Annotated in this window: 12 protein-coding genes; 10 read left to right on the forward strand and 2 right to left on the reverse strand. The window is 72.6% G+C overall.

Annotated features, from left to right (window positions below; genetic code table 11):
• Positions 1 to 6 precede the first annotated feature (6 nt).
• Positions 7 to 732: an MBL fold metallo-hydrolase gene (locus BN159_RS28415; RefSeq protein WP_015660455.1), complete on the reverse strand. Its 726-nt coding sequence runs from the start codon at positions 730 to 732 to the stop codon at positions 7 to 9.
• A 150-nt stretch (positions 733 to 882) separates the two neighbouring features.
• Here BN159_RS28415 and hrcA point away from each other — a divergent pair, with 150 nt between their 5' ends.
• The 5 genes from hrcA to BN159_RS28440 all read left to right on the forward strand — a co-directional run bounded on the left by hrcA (position 883) and on the right by BN159_RS28440 (position 5,343).
• Positions 883 to 1,899, forward strand: a complete 1,017-nt coding sequence (gene hrcA, locus BN159_RS28420) for a heat-inducible transcriptional repressor HrcA (protein ID WP_015660456.1) — start codon at positions 883 to 885, stop codon at positions 1,897 to 1,899.
• Positions 1,900 to 3,033, forward strand: a complete 1,134-nt coding sequence (gene dnaJ / locus BN159_RS28425) for a molecular chaperone DnaJ (RefSeq protein ID WP_015660457.1) — start codon at positions 1,900 to 1,902, stop codon at positions 3,031 to 3,033.
• 78 nt (positions 3,034 to 3,111) lie between these two features.
• A complete protein-coding gene (locus BN159_RS28430) occupies positions 3,112 to 4,197 on the forward strand; it encodes a nitronate monooxygenase (protein WP_015660458.1) in 1,086 nt (361 codons plus the stop codon).
• Positions 4,194 to 4,934, forward strand: a complete 741-nt coding sequence (locus tag BN159_RS28435) for a 16S rRNA (uracil(1498)-N(3))-methyltransferase (RefSeq protein WP_015660459.1) — start codon at positions 4,194 to 4,196, stop codon at positions 4,932 to 4,934. Before BN159_RS28430 ends, BN159_RS28435 begins: the two co-directional genes overlap by 4 nt.
• Positions 4,935 to 4,950: 16 nt before the next feature.
• Positions 4,951 to 5,343, forward strand: a complete 393-nt coding sequence (locus BN159_RS28440; protein ID WP_015660460.1) for a VOC family protein — start codon at positions 4,951 to 4,953, stop codon at positions 5,341 to 5,343.
• Here the strand turns inward: BN159_RS28440 and BN159_RS28445 are convergent.
• Positions 5,340 to 6,962: a hypothetical protein gene (locus tag BN159_RS28445; protein ID WP_015660461.1), complete on the reverse strand. Its 1,623-nt coding sequence runs from the start codon at positions 6,960 to 6,962 to the stop codon at positions 5,340 to 5,342. The genes BN159_RS28440 and BN159_RS28445 overlap by 4 nt on opposite strands.
• A 111-nt stretch (positions 6,963 to 7,073) precedes the next feature.
• Between BN159_RS28445 and BN159_RS28450 the strand changes: the two genes are divergently transcribed.
• From BN159_RS28450 to BN159_RS28470, 5 genes are read left to right on the forward strand one after another with little or no spacing between them, the layout of a single operon-like run.
• On the forward strand, positions 7,074 to 7,619 hold the full coding sequence (locus tag BN159_RS28450) for a hypothetical protein (RefSeq protein ID WP_015660462.1): 546 nt from the start codon (positions 7,074 to 7,076) through the stop codon (positions 7,617 to 7,619).
• 54 nt (positions 7,620 to 7,673) lie between these two features.
• A complete protein-coding gene (locus BN159_RS28455) occupies positions 7,674 to 10,862 on the forward strand; it encodes a S41 family peptidase (protein WP_015660463.1) in 3,189 nt (1,062 codons plus the stop codon).
• A 46-nt stretch (positions 10,863 to 10,908) separates the two neighbouring features.
• Positions 10,909 to 11,262: a histidine triad nucleotide-binding protein gene (locus BN159_RS28460; protein ID WP_015660464.1), complete on the forward strand. Its 354-nt coding sequence runs from the start codon at positions 10,909 to 10,911 to the stop codon at positions 11,260 to 11,262.
• 17 nt (positions 11,263 to 11,279) lie between these two features.
• Entirely contained in the window at positions 11,280 to 12,185 is a 906-nt protein-coding gene (locus BN159_RS28465) for a ribonuclease Z (protein ID WP_015660465.1), read from the forward strand.
• 20 nt (positions 12,186 to 12,205) lie between these two features.
• Positions 12,206 to 13,195, forward strand: a complete 990-nt coding sequence (locus BN159_RS28470; protein WP_015660466.1) for an adenosine deaminase — start codon at positions 12,206 to 12,208, stop codon at positions 13,193 to 13,195.
• Positions 13,196 to 13,246 lie beyond the last annotated feature (51 nt).

The raw sequence follows: 13,246 nt of genomic DNA on the forward strand, positions 1-13,246 counted from the left end.
CGGGGGCTACGACACGCCGAAGCGCGCGGCCAGCGCGTCCCGCTGGCGTCGTACGAACGCCGCGTCCACCACCGCTCCGTGACCGGGCACGTACAGCGCGTCCTCGCCGCCCAGGGCGAGCAGGCGGTCCAGGGCGTCCGGCCAGCGGGACGGTACGGCGTCCGGGCCCGCCTGGGGCTCGCCCGACTCCTCCACCAGGTCGCCGCAGAAGACGACCTCGGGGGTGCCGGGGACGAGGACCACCAGGTCGTGGGCCGTGTGGCCGGGGCCGACGTTCGCCAGCAGGACCTGGCGGGCGGGGCCGAGGTCCAGGGTCCACTCGCCGGAAACGTGGTGGCGGGGCGGGGTGAGAGCCGACACCGCCTCGTCGGCCACGCGCGCGTCCAGGCCGTGGCGCACCGCGTCCGCCCGCAGCTCCGCCCGGCCGTGCGGCCCGTACACCGCATCGATGCCGACCGCGCCGTAGACCTCCGCCCCCGCGAACGCCGACGACCCGAAGACATGGTCGAAGTGCGGATGCGTCAGCGCGAGATGGGTCACATCGTGACCGGTCAGCGCCTCGGCCGAGAGCCGCAGCCGGGCCCCTTCGGCCGGGCTCGACCCCGCGTCGACCAACAGCGCCGTACCCTCTCCGAGGACCAGACCGGCCGTACAGTCCCAGCCCGGCAGCCGGCGGCGGCCCACCCCTGCCGCGACCCGCTCCCACCCGAGCTCTTCCCAAGTCACCGTCATACAGCGACGCTAACGTCACAGAACCGGCCTTGCCCGGGGCGTACCCCACCGCCGTACACTGGGCTGGTTACAGCTGGCACTCGGACGGACAGAGTGCCAGGCGAGGCGCCCCGGGGGACTGGGGGACGACTTCTGGAGGTGTGCGCGGAGATGCTGAGCGAACGCAGGCTCCAAGTGCTGCGCGCCATCGTCCAGGACTATGTCGGCACCGAGGAGCCGGTGGGCTCGAAGGCGCTGACCGAGCGGCACAACCTCGGCGTGTCCCCGGCGACCGTCCGCAACGACATGGCGGCGCTGGAGGACGAGGGGTTCATCGCCCAGCCGCACACCAGTGCCGGGCGCATCCCGACGGACAAGGGCTACCGGCTGTTCGTCGACAAGCTGGCCGGCGTCAAGCCGATGACCGCGCCCGAGCGGCGCGCCATCCAGAACTTCCTCGAAGGCGCCGTCGACCTCGATGACGTGGTGGCCCGGACCGTGCGGCTGCTCGCGCAGCTCACGCGGCAGGTCGCCGTCGTGCAGTACCCGTCCCTGACCCGGTCGACCGTCCGGCACGTCGAGCTGCTCTCGCTCGCGCCCGCCCGCGTGATGCTCGTACTGATCACCGACACCGGGCGGGTCGAGCAGCGGATGGTCGACTGCCCGGCGCCGTTCGGCGAGGCGTCCCTGGCCGACCTGCGGGCGCGGCTGAACAGCCGGGTCGCGGGCCGGCGCTTCACCGATGTGCCGATGCTCGTCGAGGACCTCCCCGAGGGCTTCGACATCGAGGACCGCGGCACGGTCTCGGCCGTTCTCTCCACGCTGCTGGAGACGCTGGTCGAGGAGAACGAGGAGCGGCTGATGATCGGCGGCACCGCCAATCTGACCCGCTTCGGACATGACTTTCCCCTCACGATCCGGCCCGTCCTGGAGGCACTGGAGGAGCAGGTCGTGCTTCTCAAGCTCCTTGGCGAGGCCGGGGATTCGGGCATGACCGTACGCATCGGTCACGAGAACGCCTATGAGGGACTCAACTCCACTTCGGTGGTGTCGGTCGGCTACGGTTCGGGCGGCGAGGCAGTCGCCAAGCTCGGCGTGGTCGGACCGACCCGCATGGATTACCCGGGAACGATGGGAGCGGTACGCGCAGTGGCACGGTACGTCGGACAGATCCTGGCGGAGTCGTAAGTGGCCACGGACTACTACGCCGTTCTCGGCGTGCGTCGCGACGCGTCGCAGGAAGAGATCAAGAAGGCCTTCCGGCGGCTCGCGCGCGAGCTGCACCCGGATGTCAATCCGGACCCGAAGACCCAGGAGCGGTTCAAGGAGATCAACGCCGCTTACGAGGTGCTCTCGGACCCGCAGAAGAAGCAGGTCTACGACCTCGGCGGCGACCCGCTGTCCCAGGCGGGCGGCGGGGCCGGCGGCTTCGGCGCGGGCGGCTTCGGGAACTTCTCGGACATCATGGACGCGTTCTTCGGTACGGCGTCGCAGCGCGGGCCGCGCTCGCGCACGCGCCGGGGCCAGGACGCGATGATCCGTCTCGAGGTCGAGCTCGACGAGGCGGCCTTCGGCACGACGAAGGACATCCAGGTCGACACGGCCGTCGTGTGCAACACCTGTAACGGTGAGGGCGCGGCGCCGGGGACCTCGGCGCAGACGTGCGACATGTGCCGCGGTCGCGGTGAGGTGTCGCAGGTGACGCGGTCCTTCCTGGGCCAGGTCATGACCTCGCGGCCGTGTCCGCAGTGCCAGGGCTTCGGGACGGTCGTTCCGACGCCGTGTCCGGAGTGTGCGGGTGACGGCCGGGTACGGTCCCGTCGGACCCTCACGGTCAAGATCCCGGCCGGTGTGGACAACGGCACGCGGATCCAGCTCGCCGGTGAGGGCGAGGTCGGGCCCGGTGGCGGTCCGGCCGGTGACCTGTACGTCGAGATCCACGAACTGCCGCACTCGACCTTCCAGCGGCGCGGGGACGACCTGCACTGCACGGTCACGATTCCGATGACGGCGGCGGCGCTCGGTACGAAGGTTCCGCTGGAGACCCTGGACGGCATGGAGGAGGTCGACATCCGCCCGGGCACCCAGTCCGGCCAGTCGATCCCGCTGCATGGCCGGGGCGTCACGCATCTGCGCGGCGGCGGCCGGGGCGACCTGATCGTCCACGTCGAGGTCCAGACCCCGACCAAGCTCGACCCGGAACAGGAACGCCTCCTGCGCGAGCTCTCCAAGCTGCGTGGCGAGGAGCGCCCGCAGGGGCAGTTCCAGCCGGGGCAGCAGGGGCTGTTCTCGCGGCTGAAGGACGCGTTCAACGGTCGCTGAGTCCTGGCGTTGCCGTTGGTCCATGCCACGCGGACGGGCGGATTCGGACTTGTTCGGAGGACGTGACAACATGCCGTCATGTCCTCCGCGCTGACCGATCTCTTTCCCCTTCCGATCGTGCAGGCCCCCATGGCGGGCGGCGTGTCCGTGCCGGCGCTCGCCGCTGCCGTGTGCGAGGCGGGCGGGCTGGGTTTCCTGGCCGCCGGGTACAAGACCGCCGATGGCATGTATCAGGAGATCAAGCAGTTGCGCGGGCTCACCGGCCATCCGTTCGGTGTGAACCTCTTCATGCCGCAGCCGGAGTACGCCGACGCGGCCGCCGTGGACGTCTACGCCCACCAGCTGGCCGGTGAGGCCGGGTGGTACGAGACCGAGCTGGGCGACCCCGACAGCGGCCGGGACGACGGCTACGACGCCAAGCTCGCCGTCCTGCTCGACAACCCCGTACCGGTCGTCTCCTTCCACTTCGGCGTCCCCAGTCGGGACGTGCTCGACGCCCTGCGCGGCGCCGGAACCTTCACCCTGGTCACCGCCACCACCGCCGAGGAGGCCCTGGCCGTCGAGCGGGCCGGTGCCGACGCGGTGATCGCGCAGGGCGTGGAGGCCGGAGGGCATCAGGGGACCCACCGCGACAACCCCGAGACCGACGGGACCGGGATCGGGCTGCTGTCGCTGATCGCCCAGGTCCGGGAGACCGTCGGCATCCCCATCGTCGCCGCCGGCGGCATCATGCGCGGCGGCCAGATCGCCGCCGTCCTCGCCGCGGGCGCGAGCGCCGCCCAGCTCGGCACCGCGTTCCTCGCCACTCCCGAGTCCGGCGCCCAGGCCGTCCACAAGCAGGCGCTGACCAACCCCCTGTTCGCGCGCACGGAGTTGACCCGGGCCTTCTCCGGCCGTCCCGCACGCGGCCTGGTCAACCGGTTCATGCGCGAGCACGGACCGTACGCGCCCGCCGCCTACCCGGAGGTCCACCACCTCACCTCGCCGCTGCGCAAGGCGGCCGCCAAGGCGGGCGACGCGCAGGGCATGGCGCTGTGGGCGGGACAGGGCCACCGGATGGCCCGGGAGCTGCCCGCGGGTCAGCTGGTGGAGGTCCTGGCGGCCGAACTCGCCGCCGCCGGGACAGCGTTGTCGGAGTGTCAGGAAGGCGGTGCGGTGCGATGACGGCTCCGGTGTTCGTCGTCGAGCGGCTCGACGCGGGGCCCGGTGGACAGTACGTCCTCGACGGTCCCGAGGGACGGCACGCGGTCTCCGTGAAGCGGCTGCGGCCCGGCGAGGACGTCGTCCTCACCGACGGCGCCGGGCGCTGGGCGGAGTGCGTGGTGCTGGCCGCCGAGGGCAAGGACCAGCTGGTCGTGCGGGTGGACTCGGTCGCCGAGGAGCCCGAGCCGCGGCCCCGGATCACCGTCGTGCAGGCCCTGCCCAAGGGCGACCGCGGTGAGGTGTCCGTCGAGACGATGACCGAGGTCGGCGTCGACGCGATCGTGCCGTGGTCGGCGTCCCGCTGCATCACGCAGTGGAAGGGCGAGCGCGGCCTGAAGGCGCTCGGCAAGTGGCGGGCCACCGCCCGCGAGGCCGGCAAGCAGTCCCGGCGGGTCCGCTTCCCCGAGGTCGCCGACGCGGCAACGAGCAAGCAGGTCGCGGCACTTCTGGCCAAGGCCGACTTCGGCGCCGTGCTCCATGAGAGCGGAACCGAGCGGCTGGCCGTCGCCGAACTGCCCGCGGACGGGGAGATCGTGCTGGTGGTCGGGCCCGAAGGGGGCGTCTCCCCCGAGGAGTTGGCGCTGTTCGAGGAGGCCGGGGCGCGGCCGTACGTGCTCGGGCCCACCGTGCTGCGCACGTCGACCGCCGGAACCGCGGCGGCCGCCCTGCTCCTCGGCCGCACCGGCCGCTGGGGCTGACCCGAGGGAGACCGCCGTGGAACTCGCCCAGGTCCGGCTGCTGGTCAGCGACTTCGCCGCCTGCTACCGCTTCTACGCCGACGTCCTCGGCCTGAAGCCGCAGTCGGGGGCGGCCGAGGGTCCGTACGAGAAGTTCAGCCCGGCCGTCGGGGCGGCGGGCATCGCGCTTCAGGACCGGGCGGCGATGGCCGAGTGGCTGGGCGAGCTGGACGACGCGGCCACCGGGCACCGCTCGCTGGTGGTGCTGCGGGTGGACGACCTGGACGACTACTGCACGCGGATCACCGAACGCGGGGCGGTGATCGTGCACGGCCCGGCGCCGCTGACGGACCGGATGCGGGTCGCCCATCTGAAGGACCCCGAGGGCAATCTGGTGGAGCTCCAGGAGTGGCAACTGCTCCTCGGCTAGCAGGTCCTGGCCGCCGGGTCGTCCGCCGGGAGGAGCTGTACGTCCTCCCGGCGGACCGCGAAGGACTCCTGCTGCTTCGGGCCGTTGCCGCGCTCCGGGTCCCACAGCCAGATCCAGTCGGCCGCCGTGCCGAACGACACCACCGGGTGGTCGGTGGGGGCCGGGCCGTTGTCGACCGCCAGGGGCTTGTCCGGGTCCACCGGGATCACGCAGACGAAGTGGGCGTAGACACCGAAGTAGTCCGGCGGGCGGGTGCCCTCGCGGCCGACGTTCTCCGCGGCCCGGCCCGCCGCGCTCGCCGCGTTGCGGGTGCCGATACCGATCGCGGTCAGCGCGAAGACCACGCCGAGCAGGGTGGCCATGACCACGGCGAAGAGCCGGTTGCTGCCGTCCCGGCCCAGGTGGAAGTGGCGCAGCCAGCCGATGACCGCCACGAAGAACACCGCGCTGCCCAGGGCGAGTCCCAGCGGCTCGGCCGCCGCCAGATACCGGCCGAGGGTCGAGGTGGGCACCGCGTCCGCGCGGATGTCGAAGCGGTCCAGGTACGCGGCGTGCATCTGACCGCCCAGCCAGCCCACCATCGACCACAGCACCGGCACCGACAGCGGCACCAGCCAGGCCGCGTGCCGGGTGAAGAAGGTGCGGCGCACCGCGAGGACCACCCCGGCGCCGGTGAACAGGCCGAAGGCGCCCAGCAGCAGCCCGGTCAGCAACTGGCGGGGCTCGCTGTCCTGGCCCAGCAGCGCCCCGAGGGCCGCCACCGCCGTGGTGCCCGCGACCCCCACCGCCCACTGGACCGCGGTGCCGCGCGCCCGGGTCTCCTTGGCCGTCCGGCCCAGCGGCAGCGCCCCCGCCGTGCTGAGCAGCGCGGGCAGCAGCTTCCAGGCGCCCTCGGCCCAGACGACGTACATCCCGGAGACGATCGCGGTCAGCAGGCCCGCCACGGAGGCGCCCAGCCACACCAGCCGGACCCGGCGCTCGTGCGGGCTCTCGTCGCGCGGCGGGTCCGCGTCCGAGTGGCCGGGCACCCGCAGCGCGTGTTCCGCGGGGTCGAAGGGGCGCCCGCCCAGATCGCGCGCCGCCAGTTCGGCCTCCGCCTCCTGCCGGGAGTCCGGGCCCGCCGGTACGGTCACGGCGCGCTGCTCGTCCGCCCCGCCCAGCCAGATCCACACGCGGCCCAGGGTCGGGCCCGCGCGGTGCACGTAGTACGTCGTCCTGGCGGGGCGTTCGTGCTCGACGAGGGCCGCGTCCCGCACCCAGGCGCCCAACTCGGCCTGTTTGACGAGCCGTTCCACCTCCATGGTGGCCGTGCGCAGGGCGCCGAGCCGGGCGCCGTGCAGCCGGACCTCGACGACGAGCGTGGTGCGGTGGGCGACGGCGGACGCCTCCTCGTCCTGAGCCGGGCGCACGGCCCAGCCGCGCTCCTCGAACAGGGCGGTGACGTATGCCACTTCGTCCGGCTGGTCGACCACGTCGACGAGCATCCGCACCCGGCGCCTGCGCGGCGGTGCGGGCGGTCCGGCCGTCGGGTCGGCCGTCGGCTCGGCACTCTGCTGGGGCTCGTCGGGGACGCGGGGGCCCGGCAGGAGGCGGGGCGTGCGGATCCGCGGGGGTGTCAACGGTCCTCCGGTGCAGCGGCAGTTGGGCGGTACTCGATTGTGGCGTGTGGGAGTCCTGAGTGACCGTATGCGCTCTACCGCGTCGGGCCGGACAGTGGCAGGCTGCCCTCCATGGGGGTGTTGAGGCGGATTTGGGTTCACCCGCGCGGGGCGCGTGTGGCGGGTGCGGCGGGACTGGTCGTGCTCGCCGTCGGCGGCGCGGTCGCGTGCGACGGCGTGGGCATGAGCACCGCGACCATCGCGTGGACCACCGACCAGACGGTCACCCGGGAGCTGGACCGCCAGAAGGCGGACGTCCAGTGGCTCACCTGCACCGCCTCCTACGGGAACAACGGCGACGGGTCGACCCCGAGCGCGGGCGAGCAGACCGTCGCCGAGGTCGACTGCACCGGCAAGACCAAGGACGGCAAGAGCATCACCGTCGACGGCATCGTCACCCGCGCGACCGACGGCAAGTGCGTGCGCGGCCACATCACCGCCAAGGTGGGCGACAAGGTGTGGTTCGAGGTCGACGGGCTCGGCGACTGCGAGGGCACGCCCTCACCGGTCTCCCCGCCCAGCGGAGGCGCGGATCAGCCGGGGCCCACGGTCACGGTGACCGTCACCAAGACGCTGTGGTGCAAGGAGAATCCGCAGTGCTGGCCCGAGGGCAAGTGAGCCAGTGATCGCAAACCCCTTACTCAGGGTCACGTGTCTGCGTAGGGTGACCGGGTGACCCAGCCTGCCGCGTATCTCCGGTTCCCGCATCTGCACGGCGAGTTGGTCGCCTTCACGGCCGAGGACGACGTCTGGCTCGCCCCGCTGGACGGCGGCCGGGCCTGGCGGGTCAGCGCCGACAACATGCCGGTCACCCTGCCGCGGATCTCGCCCGACGGCACCACCGTCGCCTGGACCTCCACCCGCGACGGCGCCTCCGAGGTGCTCATCGCCCCCGTGGAGGGCGGCCCCGCGACCCGGCTGACGTACTGGGGCGCCCGGACCCGGGTGCGCGGCTGGACCCCCGACGGTCAGGTCCTCGCGGTCAGCAGCCAGGGCCGGGCGAGCCGCGACCGCACCTGGGCGCATGCCGTCCCGCTCGACGGCGGACCGGCCACGACCCTGCCGTACGGGATCGTCGGTGACGTGGCGTACGGGCCGCACACCGTGCTGCTGTCGGCGGTGATGAGCCTGGAGGCGGCGCACTGGAAGCGGTACCGGGGCGGCCGGGCCGGGAAGCTGTGGATCGACCGGGAGGGGCAGGGCGAGTTCGTCAGGCTGCACGAGGAGCTGGACGGGAACATCGAGTACCCGGTCTGGGCCGGTGACCGTATCGCCTTCCTCAGCGACCACGAAGGCGTCGGCGCCCTCTACTCCTCCCTCGCCGACGGCTCCGACCTGCGCCGCCACACCCCCGCCGAGGGCTTCTACGCCCGCCACGCCGCCGGTGACGGCACCCGCGTCGTGTACGCCTCGGCCGGTGAACTCTGGCTGCTGGACGACCTGGACGGCGCCGAGCCCCGCCGCCTCGACATCCGGCTCGGCGGCCAGCGCACCGACCGCCGCCCGCACTCGGTCAACGCCGCCCGCTGGTTCGGCCCCGCGGCCCCCGACCACACCGGACGCGGCAGCGCGGTCCTGGTGCGCGGTTCCGTGCACTGGGTCACCCACCGCTCAGGACCCGCCCGAGCCCTGGCCGCCGAACCCGGCGTACGGGCCCGCAAGCCCCGTACCTTCCGCGTCGAGGGCGAGGAGTGGGCGGTGTGGGTGACCGACGCCGAGGGCGATGACGCGCTGGAGTTCGCGCCCGCCACCGGGCTCGCCCCCGGTGCCACCCCGCGCAGGCTCGCCGCCGGACAACTCGGCCGCGTCCTCGGCCTCGCGGTGGCCCCCGACGGCAGCAGGGCCGCCGTCGCCTCGCACGACGGACGCGTGCTGCTCGTCGAGCGGGAGACCGGCGAAGTCCGCGAGGTCGACCGCAGCGCCGACGGCGACGCCTCGGGACTGGTCTTCTCCCCGGACTCGGCCTGGCTGGCCTGGTCGCACCCCGGACCGAGCCCGCTCAGCCAACTGCGGCTGGCCAACACCACGGACCTGTCCGTCACCGAGGCCACCCCGCTGCGCTTCCAGGACTACGCGCCGGCGTTCACCCAGGACGGCAAGCACCTCGCCTTCCTCTCCGCCCGCTCCTTCGACCCGGTCTACGACGAGCACGTCTTCGACCTGGCCTTCGTGGCCGGCTCCCGCCCGTACCTGATCACGCTGGCCGCGACCACGCCCTCGCCGTTCGGACCGCAGCGGCACGGGCGGCCCGTCGACGCGCCGGACAAGGACGAGACGCCCGACGGCGAGGGCGCCCCGACCACCCGGATCGACCTCGAAGGCCTCGCCGACCGGATCGTGCCGTTCCCGGTCGAGGCCGCCCGCTACACCCACCTGCGCGCCGCCAAGGACGGCGTGCTCTGGCTGCGCCACCCCGTCACCGGCGAACTCGGCGCCTCCCGCGCCACCCCGGAGGACGCCGACCCCAAGTCCGACCTGGAGCGCTACGACCTGGTCCAGCGGCGCGTGGAGCATCTGGCCGCCGACGCCGACCACTTCGAGGTCAGCGGCGACGGCAAGCGCGTCCTCCTCTGGACGAACGACCGCCTGAAGGTCGTACCGAGCGACCGCCGAGCCCCGAACGACGACGACAGCGACGCCAACATCACCGTCGACCTCGGCCGGGTCCGCCACCTCGTCGACCCGGCCGCCGAGTGGCGGCAGATGTACGAGGAGACCGGCCGCATCATGCGGGACCACTTCTGGCGCCCCGACATGAGCGGCGTGGACTGGGCCGGGGCCCTCGACCGCTACCGCCCGGTGCTGGACCGCGTGGCCACCCACGACGACCTGGTGGACCTCCTCTACGAGGTCCAGGGCGAACTGGGCACTTCGCACGCCTACGTCGTCCCGCGCGGCGGCTCCGGCGGCGGACCCCGGCAGGGCCTGCTCGGCGCCGACATCTCCCGCCGCGAGGACGGCACTTGGCGCATCGACCGCATCCTCCCCTCGGAGACCTCCGACCCCCAGGCCCGCGCCCCGCTCGCGGCACCCGGGGTCGCGGTCCGCGCGGGCGACGCCGTCGTCGCGGTCAACGGAGTCCCGGTCGACCCGGTGACCGGCCCCGGCCCCCTCCTGGTCGGCACGGCGGGCAGGCCCGTCGAACTCACCGTGTCCCCGGCGGGCGGCGGCGAGCCGCGCCACCCGGTGGTGGTCCCCGTGGCCGACGAGGAACCCCTGCGCTACCACGACTGGGTGGCCGGCCGCCGGGCCTACGTCCACGAGCACTCCGGCGGCCGCCTCGGCTACCTCCACGTCCCCGACATGCAGGCCCCCGGCTGGGCCCAGATCCACCGCGACCTCCGCGTCGAGGTGGCCCGGGAGGGCGTGGTCGTGGACCTCCGCGAGAACCGCGGCGGCCACACCTCCCAACTCGTCGTGGAGAAACTGGCCCGGCGGATCGTCGGCTGGGGAGTGCCGCGCGGCATGCGGCCGTACACCTACCCCGACGACGCCCCGCGCGGCCCCGTCGTGGCCGTCGCCGACGAGTTCTCCGGCTCCGACGGCGACATCGTCAACGCGGCCATCAAGGCCCTCGGCATAGGCCCGGTGGTCGGCACCCGCACCTGGGGTGGCGTCATCGGCATCGACAGCCGCTACCGCCTGGTCGACGGCACGCTGATCACCCAGCCGAAGTACGCGATCTGGCTGGAGGGACAGGGCTGGGGCGTGGAGAACCACGGCGTGGATCCGGACGTGGAGGTCGTGCAGCGGCCCCAGGACCATGTGGCGGGCAGGGACGCCCAGTTGGACGAGGCGATCAGGATCGCGCTGGAGACGTTGGAGCAGACTCCGGCGAAGGTGCCTCCGTCGCTTCCGTGACCTGCTCGCTACGATGCACCCCGACACCTCAGGCGAAAGGAACGTCATGGCAGGGGAACCCCAGGACGACTGTCTGTTCTGCAAGATCGTCGCGGGCCACGTCCCCGCCACGATCGTGCGCGAGACGAAGACCACCGTCGCCTTCCGGGACATCAACCCCCAGGCGCCCACCCACATCCTGGTGATCCCCAAGGTGCACTACCCCAACGCCGCCGAACTCGCCGCCGCGGAACCGGCGCTCGCCGCCGACGTCCTGACCGAGACGAAGGCCGTCGCGGAGGAGGAGAAGCTGGAGAGCTACCGCGTCGTCTTCAACACCGGAGCCGGTGCCGGCCAGACCGTCTTCCACGCCCATGCCCACGTCCTCGGCGGCCGCGGCATGCAGTGGCCCCCCGGATAGCCCCCGGATATCGAGCCATGTCCGTACGCGAACTCGTGGTCCTCGGCACCGCAAGCCAGGTCCCGACCAGGCACCGCAACCACAACGGCTACCTCCTGCGCTGGGACGGAGAGGGCATCCTCTTCGACCCGGGCGAGGGCACCCAGCGCCAGATGCTGCGCGCCGGGGTGGCTGCCCATGACCTGAACCGGATCTGTGTCACGCACTTCCACGGCGACCACTCGCTCGGCCTCGCCGGGGTCATCCAGCGGATCAACCTCGACAAGGTGCCGCACGAGATCACCGCGCACTACCCGAAGTCGGGCCAGCGCTTCTTCGACCGCCTGCGGTACGCGACCGCGTACCGGGAGACGGTCGGCATCCAGCAGGCACCGGTCGACGAGGACGGCGACCTGGCGACGACCGCGACGTACACCCTCCAGGCCCGCAAGCTCTCCCACCCGGTCGAGTCCTACGGCTACCGCCTCGTCGAGCCCGACGGCCGCCGCATGCTCCCGGACCGGCTCGCCGCGCACGGCATCAAGGGCCCGGACGTAGGACGGATCCAGCGCGAGGGCGCCCTCGGGGACGTACGGCTGGACGACGTCAGCGAGCTGCGCCGGGGCCAGCGTTTCGCGTTCGTCATGGACACCCGGCTCTGCGACGGCGTGCACGCCCTGGCCGAGGGCTGCGACCTCCTCGTCATCGAGTCGACCTTCCTCGACGAGGACACCGACCTCGCCGTCGAGCACGGTCACCTCACCGCAGGGCAGGCGGCGCGCGTGGCGCGGGACGCGGGCGTACGGCATCTGGTGCTCACGCACTTCAGCCAGCGCTACTCCGAGCCCGACGAGTTCGAGCGGCAGGCAAGGGCGGCCGGCTTCGAGGGAGAGCTGACGGTGGCGCACGACCTGCTCCGGGTCCCGGTTCCGAAACGTCGCTGAAACGCCCGTACGATGCTTTGATGCCCCTCCCGAAAGCAGAACTGCACCTCCACATCGAAGGCACGCTGGAGCCCGAGCTGGCCTTCGAGCTGGCCGCGCGCAACGGCGTGAAGTTGCCGTACGCGGACACGGACGCACTCCGCGAGGCGTACCGGTTCGAGAATCTCCAGTCCTTCCTGAACCTGTACTACGAGCTGATGGCGGTGCTGCGCACCGAGCGCGACTTCGAGGACCTCGCGAACGCCTACCTCGCGCGGGCCGCCGCCCAGGGAGTGCGGCACGCGGAGATCTTCTTCGACCCGCAGGCGCACATCGCGCGAGGCGTCGCCGTGGGAACGGTCGTCGAGGGGCTCGCCAGGGCACTGGACCGCAGCGAGGAGAACCACGGCGTCTCCACCCACCTGATCCTCTGCTTCCTGCGCGACGAGTCCGCCGAGTCGGCCCTCGCGACCCTGGACGCGGCTAAGCCTTACCTGGACCGCATCATCGGCGTCGGCCTCGACTCCGCCGAGGTCGGACATCCCCCGGTGAAGTTCCGCGAGGTCTACGAGTCCGCCGCCGCCCTCGGTCTGCGCCGAGTGGCCCACGCCGGTGAGGAGGGCCCGCCCGAGTACATCACCGAGGCCCTGGACATCCTCGGCGTGGAGCGCATCGACCATGGCCTGCGCTGCATGGAATCCCCGGAACTGGTCGCCCGCCTGGCCCGCGACCGGGTCCCCCTGACCCTCTGCCCCCTGTCGAACGTTCGCCTGCGCACGGTGGACACCCTGGCGGACCACCCGTTGCCCGCGATGCTCGACGCGGGCCTGCTCTGCACGGTCAACTCCGACGATCCGGCGTACTTCGGCGGCTACGCGGACGACAACTTCAAGGCGGTACGAGAGACGCTGGCCCTGACCGAGGAGCAGCTGCGCGAGCTGGCCCGCAACTCGTTCGAGGCGAGCTTCTTGGAGGACGACGAGGAGCGAAGGGCGAGGTATCTGGCCGAGGTGGAGAACTACGAGTTCTGAAGCAGGCCTTTCAGGGGCGCGGGGAACTGCGTGACCAGCCACAACGCACCC

Source organism: Streptomyces davaonensis JCM 4913 (assembly GCF_000349325.1).
Lineage (GTDB): Bacteria > Actinomycetota > Actinomycetes > Streptomycetales > Streptomycetaceae > Streptomyces > Streptomyces davaonensis.

Bases quoted from the DNA above. Each gene is read 5' to 3' on its own strand.
- BN159_RS28415 (WP_015660455.1), bottom strand. From the start codon at position 732: ATGACGGTGACTTGGGAAGAGCTCGGGTGGGAGCGGGTCGCGGCAGGG.
- hrcA (WP_015660456.1), top strand. From the start codon at position 883: ATGCTGAGCGAACGCAGGCTCCAAGTGCTGCGCGCCATCGTCCAGGAC.
- BN159_RS28430 (WP_015660458.1), top strand. From the start codon at position 3,112: ATGTCCTCCGCGCTGACCGATCTCTTTCCCCTTCCGATCGTGCAGGCC.
- BN159_RS28435 (WP_015660459.1), top strand. From the start codon at position 4,194: ATGACGGCTCCGGTGTTCGTCGTCGAGCGGCTCGACGCGGGGCCCGGT.
- BN159_RS28450 (WP_015660462.1), top strand. From the start codon at position 7,074: ATGGGGGTGTTGAGGCGGATTTGGGTTCACCCGCGCGGGGCGCGTGTG.
- BN159_RS28460 (WP_015660464.1), top strand. From the start codon at position 10,909: ATGGCAGGGGAACCCCAGGACGACTGTCTGTTCTGCAAGATCGTCGCG.
- BN159_RS28465 (WP_015660465.1), top strand. From the start codon at position 11,280: ATGTCCGTACGCGAACTCGTGGTCCTCGGCACCGCAAGCCAGGTCCCG.
- BN159_RS28470 (WP_015660466.1), top strand. From the start codon at position 12,206: ATGCCCCTCCCGAAAGCAGAACTGCACCTCCACATCGAAGGCACGCTG.